Raw genomic sequence first — 19,271 nt, forward strand, 5'->3', positions numbered from 1 at the left:
AGTGTTAAATAATCTAATAAGAATAAATAATGGCCAGCAAGGATAGGATATTACGTTTGAAAGAAGAAACCAGGACTAACATTCTGGAGGCTGCTTTACAAATTGTAAAAGAAGAAGGATGGCAGGCGTTAAGTATGCGTAAAATAGCTGATGTAATTGAATATACTGCCCCTATTATTTACGAATACTTTGCCAACAAAGAGGCTATTTTATTAGAATTGACGCGCCAGGGTTACCTAAAACTATCTAAGCAACTACAAGAGGCTAAAGATCAGCACGCTTCACCGGCAGATCAGTTGGAAGAAATGTGGTTAACCTACTGGAATTTTGCTTTTGCTAATAAAGAACTTTACCAGATTATGTTTGGTGTTACAACCAGTTGCAGCTGCGAAATGGTGAATAAGCTGCCGGAAGCGGAATGCCCATGGAATATTTTTTCTGCCTCTATCGGGCAATTAATGGGCATTAGCGATATGGATTCTGATATTATATGTACTAAGTATTATACCTTTTGGTCGATAGTACATGGTTTGGTTTCTATTAATCTTTTAGATCGTGGCGACTCTGATAAAATTAACAGGCAGGTTTTAAGAGATGCTATTACAGGTATTATTAAGTCTATCACCCCTTAAGCTTTTTATACTCCATAATACAACCTAATAATTTATTATAAATATTATTCTAAACATAAACTCATGGAAAACAAAATAAATTCTGCGTTTAAATACTTAACACTGTTAAATAGTTTACCGTTGTTAATAACAAATATATGTTACCGTTAGCTGCAGTAATCATCATCCCTAAAAACTTATATTATTAGCATACAATAATACTTACAGCAATGTACAATACAACTAAAACAAACGACAACACTATATATATCAATAGCTTACGCGCTGCTTTAACGCCCATCAACTCACCTTCAAAATTAATCATCATGAAAATCATCCTTATTGCAATCATTGCATTAGCTATATTTAGCTGTTCGCCCAAGCCCCAATCGGCACAGGCTCCCCCTCCACCGGCATTACCTGTTGCAACCGTATCAGCGGGTAACGAAACAACTTACCAGGAATATCCTGCGTCTATAGAAGGCACTGTAAATGTGGAAGTACGCCCGCAGGTAAGCGGCGCTTTAGACAAAGTATTTGTAGACGAAGGTGCCTTTGTTAGCAAAGGGCAATCGATATTTAAAATAAATGAGCAGCCCTACCGCGCCGCATTAAATAATGCAGTAGCAAGTTTACACGCAGCAGAAGCAGCACAAGGCAATGCACAGATAGAAATTGATAAATTAACCCCGCTTGTTGCCAATAAAGTAGTGTCCGACTATCAGTTAAAAACAGCTAAAGCAACATACCAGGTAGCAAAAGCCAATATCGAGTCTGCCAGAGCTAATGTTGCAAGCGCACAGATCAACTTAGGTTATACTTTAATTAAAGCACCGGTGAGCGGGTATATTGGCCGCTTATTAAAAAAACAAGGCAGCCTGGTATCTCCGCAGGATGTGGAGGCTTTAACGCAATTATCCGATGTGCATGATGTGCATGTTTACTTTGCACTTGGCGAAAAAGATTTTGTGGGGTTCAAAGACCAATATGCAGGCGCTACACTTAAAGATAAACTGAAACACCTGCCTTCAGTAGCCCTATTATTAGCTGATGGCAGCGAATACGCCAAATTAGGTAAGATAGATGTAATTGACGGCCAGTTTGATAAAACTACAGGCGCTATTACAGTAAGGGCAACTTTTGCTAATCCGCAAGGTTTATTAAGATCTGGCAATACAGGGAAAGTAAGATTAAGCCTGCCACACCCTGATGCCTTAATTGTACCGCAATCGGCTACGATAGAAATGCAGGACAAGGTATTTGTTTTTGCTTTGGCCGATAGTAACAAGGTTAAAAAAGCACCTATAACTATTATTGGCACAAGCGGCACCAATTATCTGGTTAAAGATGGTGTTAAAGCCGGCGACCAGATCGTATTAAGCGGCGTAGACCGCCTGCAGGAAGGAACCGTTATAGCTCCTCAAAAATCTGTTGATAAAGCAGCTGCTGTAGCAAAAAACTAATTCAGGGAATAGACACAAGAATTCAAGAATCAACAATAAAGATAGGAGGAAAAAGGGTGATACCGAATGGTGTCTTGTCTCCTGCTTCCTTATATCCTGGCTCTCTAACTAAAAGATCATGTTTCAAAAATTTATAGAAAGGCCTGTACTATCAACCGTTATCTCCATATTGCTGGTGATACTGGGTGTACTGGGTTTAACAAAACTCCCCTTACAGCAATTCCCTGATATTGCCCCGCCGGCAGTATTGGTAACCGCTGTTTACCCCGGCGCAAATGCCGAGACCGTATTACGTTCTGTAGCGCCATCGCTGGAAGAATCTATTAACGGTGTAGAAAATATGAGCTACATGAGCTCCACCGCAAGTAATGATGGTTCATTAGCTATTACCATTTATTTTAAACAAGGCACCAATCCTGATCAGGCTGCGGTTAACGTTCAAAATCGTGTAACACAGGCTACCAGCCAGTTACCTGCCGAAGTTGTACAACAAGGGATCACCACCACCAAACAGCAAAACAGCTTAATTGGTGCTGTTGGTATTTATACAACCGATCCTAAAAAATATGACCAGACATTTGTTGCCAACTACGCGCAGATCAACATCATTCCGGAAATCAAACGGATCCCGGGCATTGGTTCGGCCATAATATTTGGCGGTGTTAAAGATTATAGCATGCGCGTTTGGTTAAACCCTAACCAAATGGCCGCCTACAAAATAACGCCTGCCGAAGTAATGGCTGCTATTCAGGATAAAAACCTGGAAGCTGCCCCCGGTAAGCTGGGCGAACGTAGTAAAGAAGTTTTTGAATATGTTATCAAATACAAAGGTAAGCTTACTAAACCCGAAGAATATCAGAATATTGCCATCCGCGCCAACGCAGATGGATCCATATTGCATTTAAAAGATGTTGCCCGTGTTGAACTTGGCGCATATTCATATAGTAGCTTCACTCACCTAAATGGCAAGGATGGTATTGGTTTCGGTTTGATACAGCTTGCCGGTTCAAATGCAAACGAGATCCAGTTAGCGGTAGATAAAGTAATGGAAAAGGCCGCCAAAGATTTCCCCAAAGGCATAGAGTGGAACCAGTTTTACCGCACTAAAACCGCATTAGATGAATCTATATCACAGGTGCAGCACACACTGATAGAAGCCTTTATACTGGTATTCATCGTGGTTTATATCTTCCTGCAGGATTTCAGATCGACATTGATCCCGGCAATAGCCGTTCCGGTTGCTATCTTGGGTACGTTTTTCTTTATGCAATTGTTTGGTTTCTCTATCAACCTGTTAACCATGTTTGCGCTGGTGCTTGCTATAGGTATTGTAGTGGATGATGCCATAGTGGTAGTAGAGGCTGTGCACGCCAAAATGGAGAACAGCCATCTTGCACCTAAAGCTGCCACTACAGAAGCCATGCATGAAATTACAGGCGCTATCATTTCTATTACATTGGTAATGGCGGCGGTATTTTTACCGGTGGGCTTTATGGATGGTTCTACCGGAATATTCTACAGGCAGTTTGCCTTTACCATGTCTATCGCTATTGTTATATCTGCAATCAATGCGTTAACCTTAAGCCCTGCTTTGGCAGCTTTGTTCTTAAAAGATAACCATTCTGTAAAAGCAGATGGTACACTAAACCGAAAACGCAGCTTTAAACAAAAATTCTTTGATGGTTTTAATACCAGCTTTACGGCGGTTACCAACCGTTATGTAGGTGGCCTTAAATTTCTCATCAACCACAAATGGTTAAGTATGGGCGGTTTGGCATTAATCACTTTGGTTACTATTTATTTGGTAAATACAACCAAATCGGGCTTTATCCCAACAGAAGATCAGGGCTTTGTGGCTATTTCGGTATCTACCCCATCGGGCACATCATTAGATGGCACTACCAAAATCCTGAATGAAGCTGAAGCTAAATTGAGGGCATTGCCTTCTGCAAGATTTGTTACGGCAATTTCGGGCTTTAACCTGTTAACCAACTCTAACAGCCCATCGGCAGCGGTAGTGTTTGTACTGCTGAAACCTAATGAAGAGCGTGGCGAAATGAAAGACATTAACGCCATACAAGATGCCATACGTGGCCAGTTAGCAGCTGTAACAGGCGGTACATTCTTTGTGTTTAGCTTCCCTACTGTACCGGGCTTTAGTAACGTAGAAGCGCTTGACCTGGTATTACAAGATAAAACCGGTGGCAAGCTGGATAAATTTAGCGGTGTAGCCAACAACTTTATTGGTAAACTGATGGCTAAACCTGCTGTAGCTTATGCATTTACCACCTTTAAAGCAGACTACCCACAATTACAATTAGAAGTTAATGATGATAAAGCTAACCAGCTTGGCGTAAATGTTAAGGATATTTTGCAAACCATGCAAGCCTACTTTGGTAGTGCCCAGGCATCAGATTTTAACCGCTTTGGTAAATATTATCGTGTAGTTATACAGGCTGATATTGCCGACCGCACTGATCCTGCATCTATCGACCGTGTATTCGTAAAAAACAAAACCGGCGAAATGGTGCCTATCAACACCTTGGTAAAATTAACGCGTGTATATGGTTCAGAAACTGCTTCGCGTTATAACCTGTTCAACTCCATCCAGGTAAACGCCATTCCTAAACCGGGTTACAGTTCTGGTGATGCAATTAAGGCAATACAGGAAACCGCTAAAGAGGAATTACCGCAAGGTTTTGATTACCAATTCTCTGGCCAAACCCGCGAAGAGATCTCATCGGGCGGGCAGTCGGCCATTGTATTTGCGCTGTGTTTAGTGTTTGTTTACTTCCTGCTATCGGCACAGTATGAAAGTTATATCCTGCCGCTGGCGGTTATCCTATCTATCCCTACAGGTATCTTTGGTGTGTTTGTAGTATTGGGCTTAACCGGCATCGAAAACAACATTTATGTACAGGTAGCGCTGATCATGCTGATTGGTTTGCTGGCTAAAAATGCCATCCTGATCATTGAGTTTGCAGTACAACGCCGCAAGGCAGGTTATGGACTGGTTGAATCAGCTATCGAGGCATCCAAATCAAGGCTCCGCCCTATCATCATGACGTCTATGGCATTTGTATTCGGTTTATTCCCGATGAGTATTGCAACCGGCCCTTCCGCACAGGGTAACCACTCCATTAGTATTGGTGCCGCAGGCGGAATGGTATCAGGCGTAATTATCGGTTTATTCCTGATACCGGTATTATTTGTGGTATTCCAGCATCTGCAGGAAAAAATCACCGGTGCACCACTATCAAGGCATCTTGATAAAAATTACAATCCGGATGCTAAAGATGATAAATACGTGGAAGAACTGGAATTGAAATAAGAACCTTTTCCCCTCTCTTTTTGAGAGAGGTATATAAAATTTGCTTCTGCCACTTCGCTTCATGAAAGGGTTGCGCAGAAGCTACATATTAATCATACAACACAATGAAAAATATAATTAATACAACCGCTGTTATACTGCTTACAATATTAAGCGCTTGTAATGTTTCTAAAAATGTAGAAACACCTAAACCTGCTTTACCTGTAGCATTTAGAAATGCTGTTGAAAGCAGTGATACAACCAGCATTGCCGATATACAATGGAAAAACTTTTTTACAGAAGCCACACTGCAAAAACTGATAGACAGCGCTATTGTAAACAATTATGATATGCAGATAGCTGTTAAAAACATCGAGGCATCGCAGCTTTTATTTAAACAGGTAAAATGGAATTATACCCCACAGGTAAACCTGAATGTTACGGCCAGCACCAGTCGCCCGTCTGACAATAGTTTGAACGGTTTAAGCCTGAGCACTTTTGGTGTACCCACCAAACATATCGAAGATTACTCGGCCAATCTTGCGCTTTCCTGGGAGGCTGATATCTGGGGTAAGATCCGCAACCAAAATAAAGCAGCCCTGGCTGCTTACCTGCAAACCACCGAGGCCAAGAAGGCTATCCAAACCAATATTGTAGCAAGTGTATCCCAGGGATATTATAATCTGCTGATGCTGGATGAACAATTGACCATCGCCCAAAAGAATGTTAAGTTAAATGATAGTACCCTGCGTATTATTCGCTTACAGTTTGATGCCGGGCAGGTAACTTCTTTAGCTGTACAACAAGCCGAAGCACAACGCCTGGCAGCTTCACAACTGGTGCCACAATTTGAGCAGAATATTACTATACAAGAAAACGCTCTGCGCATCCTCACGGGTGCATTACCTAACCGGATTGAACGAAGCAGCACGTTATCTGATCTACAGATCGCAGAGAACTTACCTGCCGGCTTACCATCGGCCATTGTTAGCCGCAGGCCCGATGTTAAAAGCGCCGAACTGGCCCTTAATATTGCTAATGCACAGGTAGGTATTGCTAAAGCGAATATGTATCCCGCTTTAACCATCACCGCATCGGGTGGTGTAAATTCTTTCAAATCAAGCAACTGGTTTAACATCCCTGCTTCGTTATTTGGTACGGTTGCAGGTGGTATAACACAGCCTTTGTTTAATCGCAAAAAACTGAAAACCCAATATGAAGTAGCTAAAGTAGATCGTGAAAAAAACGTATTACAGTTTCGCCAATCGGTATTAAATGCAGTTGGCGAAGTATCTGATGCCTTGGTAGCTATCGAAAAATTAAAATCGCAGCAAGCAATAGCAGCCAACAGGGTAACTACCCTGCAGCAGGCAACCGGTAATGCCAACCTGCTATTTAAAAATGGTATGGCCACCTACCTGGAGGTAATAACCGCGCAAGGTAACGTACTGCAAAGCGAATTGGAACTGGCTTCTTTAAAACGTGCACAGTTAAGCGCAATATCTAACCTATACCGCTCATTAGGCGGAGGTTGGAAATAAGAACGTCAGGATGAGTGATGAGTGATAGCCGCCGCCCTGTTTTAGGGTGGTGGCTTTTTTATGGCAAATTATCGCCAAAGGCTGTAATTAAAAGGAAAAGAAATAAAACGTTGACTGCCAAACTTATTAAATGCTATCTCATCATCCAAAGAAAATGTAAAGGAACGCTGGTAAACGGCTATGGCACCTCCGCAGATGCTGCATTGGTACAAAGTTAAACACGCGCTGCTAACTTGTACTTATTTAGTCGCAAAACATCAATAGCACAATTGGCTTTTGTGTTATTATTATTCGTTCTAAATTACTAAAAATGTGCGATTTATGTGCGTAAACATTTGTATAGTACTTAAACTTGCAGCATGGATAATTTTATGGCCGCCAGGTCGCAAATGGCATTGTCCCTGGGCTTTCACATCATCTTTTCGTGCATAGGCATGGTGATGCCATTCTTCATGGCAGTATCGCATTTTTTGTGGCTGCGCACAGGCAACCCGATTTACCAGAATGTAACAAAAGCCTGGAGCAAAGGCGTGGCTATCTTTTTTGCTACCGGCGCGGTGTCAGGCACGGTACTCTCTTTTGAGCTTGGGCTGCTTTGGCCAACTTTTATGAAACATGCAGGACCCATCTTTGGCATGCCCTTTTCTTTGGAAGGAACAGCCTTTTTTATTGAAGCGATAGCCCTTGGCTTTTTCCTGTACGGGTGGAAGAGGTTTAACCGCTGGTTCCACTGGTTTACGGGTGTTGTGGTGGGTATCAGCGGCTTATTATCTGGCATACTGGTAGTTGCAGCTAATGCGTGGATGAATAGCCCGACAGGTTTCGATCTTATAAATGGCAAATACACCAACATCGACCCTGTAAAAGCGATGTTTAACCCGGCCTGGTTTTCTCAGGCGCTGCATATGTGCGTTGCTGCCTTTGCGGCAACTGGATTTGCCGTAGCAGGTGTACATGCGTTAATGGTGATGCGTAAACAAAACATTAACTTTCATACCAAAGCCTTTAAAATTGCAGCTATATTTGGCGTGATAGCCGCCATACTACAGCCTTTAAGCGGCGATATATCGGCTAAAATGGTTGCCAAAAGGCAGCCTGCCAAGCTTGCCGCGATGGAAGCTCATTTCGAAACCAAGCCCTATTCCCCGCTCATTATTGGCGGGATACCGGATGTAAAAAACAAAAAGGTAGATTACGCCATTGAGCTGCCCGGCATGCTCAGTTTTATGGTTCACGACGACTTTAAAACGCCCGTAAAAGGCCTCGATACGATTCCAAAACGCGATCAGCCGCCCATTGCAGTAACACATTACGCTTTTCAGATCATGGTAGCCCTGGGGATGCTGATGATGGGCTTGGGAGTGCTATATCTCATCGCCCTCTGGAAAAAGAAAAGCTGGTTTGATAAGCGCTGGTTTTTGCGGCTGTTTGTATGGGCAACGCCGGTTGGCTTTATTGCCGTAGAAGCCGGCTGGACAGTGACCGAGGTTGGCCGCCAGCCCTGGATCATACAGGGTGTAATGCGTACTGCCGATGCCGTAACGCCGATGCCTGGTATCCATTATTCTTTTTACCTGTTCACAGCCGTTTATTTTACGTTGAGCCTTGCGGTTATATTCCTGTTATACAGGCAAATAAAAATGGTACCCGAAATTTATGATAACCCTAAACCGGTAAAAGCATGATATACGTTGTAATTGTTTTTTTATGGGTTGCACTACTGCTTTACTTAGTGATGGGTGGCGCAGATTTTGGCGCGGGCATTATCGAGCTGTTTACATCAACCAAAAACAAATCGCGCACACGGCGCATTATGTACAACGCCATTGGCCCCATCTGGGAGGCTAACCACATGTGGCTTATCATCGCTATTGTAATATTGTTTGTAGGTTTCCCAGTGATCTACGCCACCATGTCTACCTATCTGCATATCCCGCTTACCGTGATGCTGATGGGGATCATTGCACGGGGTACGGCCCTCACCTTCCGTAATTATGATGCGGTGCATGATAACATGCAGAAAGTTTATAACAAGATCTTTGTTTACTCCAGTTTTATAACGCCACTGTTTTTGGGCATCATTGCAGGTAGCGCCGTATCCGGGCGGGTAGACCCGCAGGCCACTAATTTTTTGGATGCCTACATTTACAGCTGGCTTAACTGGTTTTCGGTAGCTATTGGCTTTTTTACGGTTGCGCTGTGCGGATTCCTGGCAGCTATTTACCTTATCGGCGAAACGGATGACGATGCCGAACGAAAAGGTTTTATCCGTAAAGCCCGTATCATGAACGTGGCTGCGGTTGTAGCCGGCTCGGTGGTTTTTATCGCATCCGTTAAAGAGAAAATACCCTTGGTGCAATGGGTGTTCGGTAATATTATCGGTGTAGCGGCCGTAAGTGCGGCTACGATTTCGCTCATCGTTTTATGGTATCTGATAGGCAAGGGTAAGCGCTATATCATCCGTGTGCTGGCCGGTTTCCAGATGACGATGATCCTGCTGACCACAACCTACAGGCACTACCCCAATATCATCATCCTGAAAAATGGCGGGCATCTGTCGCTCTTAGCAGATCAGGGGACCGAAAAAACCATTCAGGCATTAGGGATAGCTTTACTGGCCGGGAGCATTTTCATCCTACCTGCGCTGATCTACCTGGTTTGGAGCTTTCAACAAAAGCCAGAGCAGGCAGATGGTGATGTGCATGGGCATTAGATGCCCCGAGGTCGGAAAAGTCTGCAAGTCCGAAAGATAAAACGAAGCATCTTCCAGACTTGCAGACATGAAACTTTCGGACTGAAATTTATTTTACTTTTAATTCCTTACCGGCTATATCTTCCCAGCGGTAATAATGGAATGTTCTATCGTCGCTCATCACCACAAATAAGCCATGCTTAAAGGTATTGTTCAACGGCACATTCACTACGTCAGATCCATCGCTTTGGGTGGCCTGTACATCGGCTATCTTTAATAGCTTATGCTCAAAAGGGTTTTGCTTGGTACCCTCGCGGCTAAAGATCTGGAAACGGTTTGCGCCCTGGTCTGACACCAGGATATAACCGGTGCTATCCGTTAGCTTGTAGATCGAGATCCCTTCGTGATCGGCCTTAAAGCCGGTGGTACCAAACATGAATAATTGCTTGTTACCCTTTTCAGGGTCGGCATAGTATTGGCGAACGCCCGTTTGCTCATCAGAATAATAGATGTAGCCCAGTTCGTTATCAACCGCTATAGATTCTATCTCCTTTTTACCGCTATATTCGCCAAATTTGCGTACCAGAGTAGCTTTTACATTACCCTTGCCATCATCACCCAGCAGATACTGCCAGATATAGCCGCCGGTTTTGGGGCCGTTCTTACGGCCAACAATGGCATACATTTTACCATTTTTGGCTGTGTAGATAGAAATACCCATCAGGTCGCGATACTCCATACCTGTTTCGCCTACAAACATATCAATACCGCCATTATCAACCGGTTTCATATCCGGCAGCGAATAAATTCGCAGCTTGCGGCTCATGCGTTCGGTTGTAATTGCAATATCAGTTGGTTTACCGTTCAGCATCAGGCCATAAGCCAGGTCAACATTGTTTGGGCGCTTCAGTCCCCTTACCACTTTATCAGCAATGATCTTCCCCTGCAGGTCAAACACGTACAAAGCGCCATCGGCATCTTTGTCTGTACCTATTACCAGGCTTTTGGCCGGGTCAGCCTTATTTATCCAGATGGCAGGGTCATCACTGTCATGCGCCACAGCTTCGGTAATAATTGCCGGTTTAACGGCGTTGGTATCAACCACAGGCTTGCAAGACATTAACGACAGTAATGCCAACGGTGCCAAATAATATATATTTTTCCCTATCATCCATTTACAATTTAGTACCGTAAGCACCAACATAAACAGCAGGCTCCGGCGAAACGTAAGTAATACCATTTGCAGTAGTGATACCTGCTTTGTGGTTACGTGTAAAGGTAGTGATGCCTTTACCCAAAGCCGGTGAGTTACCCTGCAGGTGAAAATCCCAGGCGGTGTTAAAATCTGCGCTTAATACCGGGTTATCCAACGGAAAGTTAACAAATTTAGGATCGTTTTGGCCTGCAGTTGTACCGCGTACATCATCTGTACCGGCAACAATATCATTTTTACCCACCTGGAACTGATTTACCGTTGTTTGGTCGAAACCATAATACCAGTTGTTGCTATAAACAGATCTTTTATCTTCCGGCTTCTTTGGATCGCGCTTAACACCAAAACGGGTATTGGCAAACAGGTTGTTATACAAGTCGGCACGCACAGTAGCCTCTAACCAAACAGAACCACCTTTAGCAGTTGGCCTTCTCCAACCGGTATTAACCATAGTATTGTTATAGGCTATAATATAAGCCTGTGGCGTGCGGTCGCCACTGTTTGATAATTTAAGGGCATTGGTATTTGTGCTGTAAACCAGGTTGTAAGCCACATCTGCCAAACAGCCCGATTTAAAGTTCATGGCCTCACCACCTGTAACACCGGTTGTGTAAAATACATTATTGGCAAAAATGCTTTTACCACCTTCTATATAGGTACAATCTTCCTGAAAGTTACGGATGATGCTGTTTTGAACAATGAGTTTACCGTTAATGTTAGAGAACCATAGGGCCGGCAGGTTTTCGCCGGCTACTGCTTTATATAAACCCATTTTTACAGATGTTGATGCATCTGAAGTGGTTGCACCGCCATACTCTAATATAGTATGGTCAAGCACCAGTTCGGCACAGGTTGGGCCGGCTAAAATACCACCCCATAGTTTACCAAATTTATTTTCAGTTGTTCTGTAAGCATCACTTACGGTAAACTTTACAGGGTTTTCTATAGTACCTAACGAGTATAGGTTGCCCATTACCACAACTTCGGGCTTTGCGGTTACATCCATTAAAACGGTTACCCCTTCTTCTATAGTGAGGCTTTGCCCTGCCGGGATGATGATATCTCCCTTGATTTCGTGCACACTGCCTTTTGACCAGATACCGGATACTTCACCTATTGCCGAACCATTGGTAGGCGTTGTATCCACGCCTTTATTCGCTTTTTCGCAACCTGTAAAAGCTACAGTGCTGATAGCTAATACTGCTAAAACTTGTTTTAATTTCATCTTGATTATGTTTGAATGCTTATATCAGTTAATTGAATTTATACCTTACACCTAATAAATAGCTTTGGCCATAGTAATCGGCACGTATTAAAGTTTGGCCGTTTGAAACCAGCTTTTCTTTAATAGTTTCATTAGCGGGATTGGTACCTTTAATGTACAATTTGGTTGGCGTGTTTACAATGTTACCGGCCTTTACAAATACGCTTATGTTGTTTTTAAATCGTTTTTCTGCCGATGCATCTACCTGGATGAAACCTTTTTGCCAAAGATCATTATTCAGAAACTGTGATACGGTATTGATACGCGGACCGGTGTAAGCACCCGCCAGTTGCAGGTCCCAACCTTTTTTGGTGTCTTTATATAATAAAGATACGTTGGCAATATGCTCTGACTGGCCGTAAAGCGGGCGGCTTTGATTAACCAAAAACGCTTCCTGGTCGCCGGTGGTTTCGTTTATCCTACGCGATTTTTTAGGCGTGGTAATGCGTGAATGGGTATAAGTATAGTTGGCTTTGATGCCTATTTTGTTAAAAAATTTAATGTAGTCTATCTCGGCACCATAGTTATTGGCTGTACCAAAGTTGCCGGGGGTATAAAAAATATCCTGCGGGCGGGTAGCATCCGACTGGAAGGTAAATTCAATTGGGTCTTTTATCCTTTTATAAAATGCACCTACTAATAACTGCTCTGATGCACCCGGGAATAATTCGTAACGCAAATCGTAGTTATCGGCAAGGGCACGTTTCAAGTCGGGGTTACCGCGTTCCTCATACTCTTCATTCACGATTTTGCTTGGTACAATTTCATAAAAACCCGGGCGGTTCAATGCTTTGTAATACGATGCATGTAACTGGGCTTTATCTGTTAAGTGATATTTTAAGGTTGCACTTGGCAATACATCTGTATAAACCTGGCTGCCAGTAGGCCTTGTTTCACCCTGTGGGAACAGCATGTTATAACCCTGGTCGGTATGTTCTACCCTGGCACCGGCAATAATCTCTAATTTATTGGATGTGTATTTAAACATACCATAACCTGCACCGGTTTTTTCGTGTGCATCATAGGTAAGCGAATTGTTTACACCTCCCTGTTGGTTACTTACCTCCAGATTCAGGTCTGTATAGTTTTGGAAATCAACCCCATATAACGGAGATCTTGTTTCACCTGTAGTTGAACCCGGAACAGGAACCTGCGGAGCATAAAGATTATATTTGTTAAGATAGCTGCTTCTTTGTTTATCGCGGTATAAACCACCGGCCATAAAATCTATCTTGTTATCTCCTGCTGTTTTAACGGTATAGGTAAGGTCTAAATAGCCGGCCTTATCTTCATCGGTATTGCGCTCCCAGCGCCTTTCTATGGGGTTGGTGTTCACTAAAGATAATTTGGCTATTTGATCACCTGTTTTTAAAGCATTCAGGTTTACGGTTGCATTATCAGGCACATCATTTTTAGCTGTTGAATACACGCCAGACCATTGTACTTTAAATTTGCCGTCAAAAAACTTATGATCGCCATGTAAGGTACTGTTGTAGATCTGCTGCTCGGTTAAACGGCTGCGGGTGCTGTAAACCAATTCGGCATTGTTTCCATTGCTTTCGCTGTAAACGCTGTTGTTGTAATTTGTAGTAACCTGATCACGCAATTGCTGATTTTTTAAGTTTACGTACACATTGTATAGGCTAATTTTGTTATTACTGTTGAAAACATAATCCAGCTTACCGTGTAAGCCTAAACGCTTTTGCTGTTCAGAATACTGGCGATAGCTTTGGCTGGTAATTTTAGCATAAGCATCGGTACCCACAACATCCGAGTTATAGAAGGTACTGTTGCTACCGCGATAGGTATTTTGGTAACTACCTGCTAAAACCACGCCCAATTTGCTATCCAAAAAACGCTGACCGATTGACATACTGCCCACCATATTTGGTGCCGGTTTTTTAGAGGTATAATCTAAAGTACCTTTAGAGAAATCGGCCTGGGTTGCTTTGTATTGACTACCGTTTAAATCATAAGGAGATTTATGATTAATGCCCGAGGCATCGTAGCTGGTAAAGTTACGGTCGAAGAATAGCTGGCTGTAACCGGTAGCAATGTTGGCGTTGATCTGGAAATGATCGGGCGCATTCTTCATCACCATGTTTACGGCACCACCAATAGCATCACCCTCTAAATTTGGGGTAAGTGTTTTATAAACCTCTAACCTGTCTAACAAGTCGGCAGGGAAAAGATCCAGCGGTACATAGCGGTATTTATTATCCGGGCTGGGGATTTTTACGCCGTTAACCAGCGTGTAGTTATAGCGTTTATCCATACCGCGCAAAATAGCATACTGGCCATCGCCGTTGCTGTTACGCTCGATAGATACGCCGGATACACGCTGCATTACGTTGGCAACTGTCAAATCGGGCGACACCTCAATGGCGCGGCCAGAAACGATGTTCATTACCTGTGTGGCGTTCTGCTCTATCCGGCGGGCATCACGTTCATTAGAGCCGCTTGCTGTGGCACGTACGGTAACTTCACCCAGATCTTTAGACGCCGATTCCATGTAGATCTTTACGTGCGGGTTATCCTTACGCAAAACGGTTATAGCCTGCACAACGGTTTTATAGGTAAGGTAGCTAATGCGAATAGTAGCAGGCCCTTCTGCCACGCCTTTTATTTCGAAAGAACCATCCAGCCCGGTGCTGGTGGCTTTGCCCGTGTTATCTAAAACAACGGTTGCACCTACCAGTGCTTCGCCGGATTTTTTATCGTACACGTGGCCTTTAATTTTTTGGGCACTGGCTATTGAGGCACAAAATAGCAGGGCTAACAGGATCTGTAAAGTTTTATTCATTGCTGTGTGATAATATTCATTTTTAAAATGACACTGCAAAGGTGTGTACACATCAGGTAACAAATGAAATTTAAAGGGTTACCAAAAGGCAACACCGTTACAATGCTTGTATATCAAAAAGCAACAACAATAAATAAATTATTGATTATCAATAACTTATAATTATAAAAAACCTCCATTACCATTTTATTACCGTTACATTAACTTAATGTTAACACATTAAAATTGACGGTGAAGCACATTATTTAAAGGCTGCCTGTAACGGTGGCTATAAGGTTTGGATAAACGCGGTAAGGTTATCACCTTGCGGAATATTCAGTTTTTTGCGCAGCCTGTAACGCGAAACCCGCAGGCTATCGGTAGAGATACCCAGCAGGGTTGCAATATCAGCCGAATCGAGATTAATGCGCAACAGGGCTATCAGGCGCATATCCGCCGAGGTCAATTCGCTGCTGTATTTTTTGATATTATTAAAAAACTGCTGGTGCACCTGTTCAAAGGCGGTGGTAAATTCCTTCCAGTGCTGTTCGTGGTTAAAGCTTTCGTTTATCTGCAGTATCAGTTGCTGCATCTGCTTTTTCTGGTCGCGCTTATCTTCTTTCACCATCGCCTGCAGGGTGCTGCGTAAATGCTCTAAAAACTGATTGTTTTTAATGAGGTTGAGCGTGTGGGCAGATAATTCGCGACTTTTTATTTCCAACTGCTGTTTAAGGCTTTCCTCTTCCAGCTGCTGGTTTTTCAGCTGCAGCTGCATCAGGTTGTGCTGTGCCTCTTTTTGCCTGGCAAGTGCGTTCTGATCTTTAATTTTAAGGCGCTGCCGGCTAAATACCACTATACCCAGCGCAATTAAAAGCACAGCAACTACTACAACCGCCACCCCAATTATCCGGTTTATTTTGCGGATGTTATTAAGGCGGCTGATCTCATCGCTTTTTTTATTCATATCATATAGCACCTGTAAAAAAGCCGTTTGGCTTACCCCATCCTTTGAATATACATCAAGCGAATATTTGCGGCTTAGTTCGGCGTAGTGATAGGCGCTGTCCATGCGGTTCATTAATTCGTAAGCCCTTCCCAGGTCCTTGCTGCAGGTAGCCAACTGGTAAATGTTACCGGTTTCCTGCGCCATGGCCATCGCCCTGCGGGTTTGCACTATACTTTGAGCATACCGGCCTGTTTTACGCAAAATATCACCCAAATTATTTACTACTTCTATGGCGCCTATCTCGTTATGGTCCTCTTTATACAGTTGTAACGAGCGGTTAAAACTGGTATAAGCCGAATCATACTTAGCCAGATCCTCGTAGATGCTGCCCAGGTTTTCGTAAATTTTGGCGGCCCCCTGCTTATAGTTTACCTGGGTGTAGTAGTTTAGCGCCAGGCGCTGATAATAAAAGGCACTATCGTACCGGTGGCTTTTCTCGTACAAGTGGCCTATGTTACCAAATACTTCGGCCTGCCCTTTAAGATTGCGGTTTTGCTTGTATATAATTAAGGCTTTATTATAGCTGGCGCGGGCTTTGTTAAACTGCTTATTGTAATAATATAGCACCCCCATTTCGCTCATATTAGCGGCCAAAAGGTTGGTATTGTTCAGGCTGGTAAATACTTTATCGGCATGCAGATAAAATTCAAGTGCCTGGGCATAATGGCCCTGGTTATAACATATTTTACCCATTTGCTGCAGGCATACCCCTTCTGTCAGGGCATCCTTTTTATCAATAGCATCCGCATAAAACTTTTTGAGGATAAGCAATGCCGAATCCGGATGTTTTTGGCTAAGTGAACGGATAGCGATTAATTGCTTATCCTGCGCCCTAACATTCAAGCTACCAAGCATGATCAGGGTAATAAAAAAAGAGTAAAAGATCTGTTTAAGCATTTGTCAGTATCGCGTTAGCAAAAAACATTAACAAATGAACAGGTTTTATATGAATTTAATGTTAAGTACCTGATGATATATTTAACACACCTTATGCCATCACTAATTCTTGCGGCTGTTTTACGGCCAGGCTACATATCTCTTCAAAATAAACCTGGGTAAGCTGTTCCCAACTTATCTGGCGGGTTATTTTTAAGCCCTCGGCAGATAGCTGGATGCTCAGGAGCTTATTATTTAAGATCAATCGGATCTTCTCTACATAATCGGCGGCATTGTACGGGCTGCATTTAAATCCGTTTACGCCCTGCTCAATAAAATCTTTAGAACCGCCTCCGTCGGCAATTACGCAGGGCAGGCCACTTGCCATCGCCTCCACAACTACATTTCCGTACGTTTCAGAAACCGAAGGGAACAAAAAAACATCTGCCGAAGCGTACAATAGCGAGAGGTAGGCATGCTCTATTTTACCGGTAAATACAGCCCCTGGCATGCGCTCTTTACAGGCCTGTTTTGCAATACCATCGCCAATTATTAAAAAATTCACCGGCGAGGTATGTTTTTGCATCAGATCGTAAATGGCAAAAAGGGTTTCCAGGTTTTTCTCCCAAACTAAACGGCTGGCAAATATAATCGTAGGGTTACGGTTACCGGTAAGCCGCTCCAGAATGCTCTTACTGCGTTTATACGGCGAAAATAAAAGCGTATCTATACCGCGTTTCCAGATCTTTAATTTGAAGGGATTGATACCCATATCGCATAACTCGGCCTTGATACTTTCTGATGGTACGTACACTTTATTACAGCGGTTGTAAAAGCTTTTGTGGCCTTTGGCTATCTTATGCTTTAAACCATTGATCAGCACCGGGGTGTGCTTAAAATAATAATCAACGTAAGATATAAAGTGCGTATGATAAATACTGATAACGGGCAACCCGTTCCGCGTGGCGTAATCCAGCCCAAAGTTACCCAAAAAAGATGGTGTGGCCAGGTGTACTACATCGGGGCTAAAAGCTTGCAGGCGGGAATTTATGGTTTTATGGGCGAGTACCGGCAGGGCTATGGCGTAGTTTGTATTGATAGGCAGCGGTATAGCAGGGATTTTTAAGCTTTCAAAATCCAGGATCTTATCAGGCCCCGAGCCGTAGATAAACAGGTACTGAAACTTTTGCGTATCAATATGCTTTATCAGCTGATACATGGTGCGTACTGCACCGTCAAAGTCTTCCACCAATATATCGGCAAAAAACGCGACCTTAATTTTTCTCAAGCCTACCCCCTTTCGCCGTAAAACAATACCCCTGTGTTTACGATACCGAATGTGAATGTTCCCTGCCGCCTTTAAGGCCCGGGCCCATCAATCTTTTAGATGTACCATTGTTTTTTACCGGGGTGCGCGATGCGGCCCATATTACAAATGCTGCAATCAGAAGCATTGCCAGATCAAGTGATGAATATCCCATTTCCATTTGTTTTATGTTATAACGTAAAGTTAAGGCCTTAGTTTTACAGAAATGTTAACTATAAGTTATCAGATGAACAAATATTACAGCCTATTTGCGTTAAGCCTGGGGTTTTGACTGGCATTTACCTGGTAGGTATAGATCTGGTTAAGGTGGTTTACTTCTACCACCCTGTAACCGCGGTAATCAGTCCCCCAGTCGCCCCCGATATGCGAGTCGAAAAAATGTGGGAATTTGTTGCCCGTATATCGTACCCCATCCAGCAAATGATCGTGCCCGTGGAAAGCGGCCTTCACGTTCGGGTAAGTATGCAGCAGGTCTACCGTTTCGGAGCAATCCAAAAAGCCTTCGTCCTGCAGCCATTTAACCGGTGGGATGTGCAGTATCACAAATACGATCTTCTTATCTGCAAACTTATCAAGCGATGCTTTGATAAAGGCATTATCCGGGCATACATATTTGCCTTTTGTATTGGCTGTATTTGCTAATACAAAAGCAATATCGCCATGTTCTATGGTGTAGTGGTCCTCATAATTAAAAACACTTTTCCATAATGCCGTGTCAGCATAATCGTGGTTACCGGGTATAGTTTGATAAGGTACGTTCAGCTTATCCAGGTATCTGGTTTTGATCTCGGGCAATAAGTCGGGGCGGTTATGCACCAGGTCCCCGTTAATGATCACCATATCCAGATGGTTTTGGGCATGGTCGTCATTCAGCCATTTAACCATATTAGCCGTATTTTCTTCAAAACGGGTACCCGGCTGCCCGTAATGAATATCAGAAGCCAGCGCGAAGCGCAATTTTAGCTTTTCGGGTTCATTTGTATAGCTATTACCGGCATTAGCAAAACTATTAATAGCAGGAAGCAGAAAAACGCCCGCTAAACCTGCAGCACTTGTATGGAGAAATTTACGGCGGTTAAACATATAGCTGAATGATAATAAAACAGGCGTACCTTATTAAGATACGCCTGTTACAAAATTATATAGTAATATGCTAAAGCAAGTTAAGCTATTGTTACGTTATTAT

The 19,271-nt window shown here is 43.2% G+C and carries 13 protein-coding genes; 6 read left to right on the forward strand and 7 right to left on the reverse strand.

What is annotated here, in order from left to right:
- Window positions 1–29: 29 nt before the first annotated feature.
- The 6 genes from E2R65_RS00630 to E2R65_RS00655 all read left to right on the forward strand — a co-directional run bounded on the left by E2R65_RS00630 (window position 30) and on the right by E2R65_RS00655 (window position 9,638).
- Window positions 30–632 carry a TetR/AcrR family transcriptional regulator gene (locus E2R65_RS00630; RefSeq protein WP_134334544.1) on the forward strand — a complete coding sequence of 201 codons (603 nt, stop codon included), beginning with the start codon at window positions 30–32 and terminating at the stop codon, window positions 630–632.
- A gap of 305 nt (window positions 633–937) precedes the next feature.
- Complete coding sequence (locus E2R65_RS00635; protein WP_134334545.1) at window positions 938–2,074, forward strand: efflux RND transporter periplasmic adaptor subunit; 1,137 nt, start codon at window positions 938–940, stop codon at window positions 2,072–2,074.
- A 118-nt stretch (window positions 2,075–2,192) separates the two neighbouring features.
- On the forward strand, window positions 2,193–5,405 hold the full coding sequence (locus E2R65_RS00640) for an efflux RND transporter permease subunit (protein ID WP_134334546.1): 3,213 nt from the start codon (window positions 2,193–2,195) through the stop codon (window positions 5,403–5,405).
- Window positions 5,406–5,509: 104 nt separating this feature from the next.
- A complete protein-coding gene (locus E2R65_RS00645; protein WP_134334547.1) occupies window positions 5,510–6,925 on the forward strand; it encodes a TolC family protein in 1,416 nt (471 codons plus the stop codon).
- A 359-nt stretch (window positions 6,926–7,284) separates the two neighbouring features.
- Window positions 7,285–8,610 carry a cytochrome ubiquinol oxidase subunit I gene (locus tag E2R65_RS00650; RefSeq protein ID WP_134334548.1) on the forward strand — a complete coding sequence of 442 codons (1,326 nt, stop codon included), beginning with the start codon at window positions 7,285–7,287 and terminating at the stop codon, window positions 8,608–8,610.
- A complete protein-coding gene (locus E2R65_RS00655; RefSeq protein ID WP_134334549.1) occupies window positions 8,607–9,638 on the forward strand; it encodes a cytochrome d ubiquinol oxidase subunit II in 1,032 nt (343 codons plus the stop codon). The genes E2R65_RS00650 and E2R65_RS00655 overlap by 4 nt, the downstream gene beginning before the upstream one ends.
- Before the next feature lie 88 nt (window positions 9,639–9,726).
- Here E2R65_RS00655 and E2R65_RS00660 read toward each other — a convergent pair whose 3' ends face one another.
- The 7 genes from E2R65_RS00660 to E2R65_RS00685 all read right to left on the reverse strand — a co-directional run bounded on the left by E2R65_RS00660 (window position 9,727) and on the right by E2R65_RS00685 (window position 19,168).
- A complete protein-coding gene (locus E2R65_RS00660; protein WP_229704585.1) occupies window positions 9,727–10,737 on the reverse strand; it encodes a phytase in 1,011 nt (336 codons plus the stop codon).
- A 55-nt stretch (window positions 10,738–10,792) separates the two neighbouring features.
- Window positions 10,793–12,055, reverse strand: coding sequence for a right-handed parallel beta-helix repeat-containing protein (locus E2R65_RS00665; protein WP_134334550.1), 1,263 nt, complete (start codon window positions 12,053–12,055; stop codon window positions 10,793–10,795).
- 28 nt (window positions 12,056–12,083) lie between these two features.
- Entirely contained in the window at window positions 12,084–14,897 is a 2,814-nt protein-coding gene (locus E2R65_RS00670) for a TonB-dependent receptor (protein ID WP_134334551.1), read from the reverse strand.
- A gap of 268 nt (window positions 14,898–15,165) precedes the next feature.
- Window positions 15,166–16,779: a tetratricopeptide repeat protein gene (locus tag E2R65_RS00675; protein WP_134334552.1), complete on the reverse strand. Its 1,614-nt coding sequence runs from the start codon at window positions 16,777–16,779 to the stop codon at window positions 15,166–15,168.
- Between the two features lie 91 nt (window positions 16,780–16,870).
- Window positions 16,871–18,046 (reverse strand): glycosyltransferase family 4 protein, encoded by a 1,176-nt coding sequence (locus E2R65_RS00680; protein ID WP_134334553.1) that lies wholly within the window; start codon window positions 18,044–18,046, stop codon window positions 16,871–16,873.
- A 37-nt stretch (window positions 18,047–18,083) separates the two neighbouring features.
- Window positions 18,084–18,245, reverse strand: a complete 162-nt coding sequence (locus tag E2R65_RS19520; RefSeq protein ID WP_158285183.1) for a hypothetical protein — start codon at window positions 18,243–18,245, stop codon at window positions 18,084–18,086.
- Window positions 18,246–18,322: 77 nt separating this feature from the next.
- Window positions 18,323–19,168: a metallophosphoesterase family protein gene (locus E2R65_RS00685; RefSeq protein WP_134334554.1), complete on the reverse strand. Its 846-nt coding sequence runs from the start codon at window positions 19,166–19,168 to the stop codon at window positions 18,323–18,325.
- Between the last annotated feature and the right edge of the window lie 103 nt (window positions 19,169–19,271).

Origin of the sequence: Mucilaginibacter phyllosphaerae, from assembly GCF_004378255.1 — a bacterium.
Classification (GTDB): domain Bacteria; phylum Bacteroidota; class Bacteroidia; order Sphingobacteriales; family Sphingobacteriaceae; genus Mucilaginibacter; species Mucilaginibacter phyllosphaerae.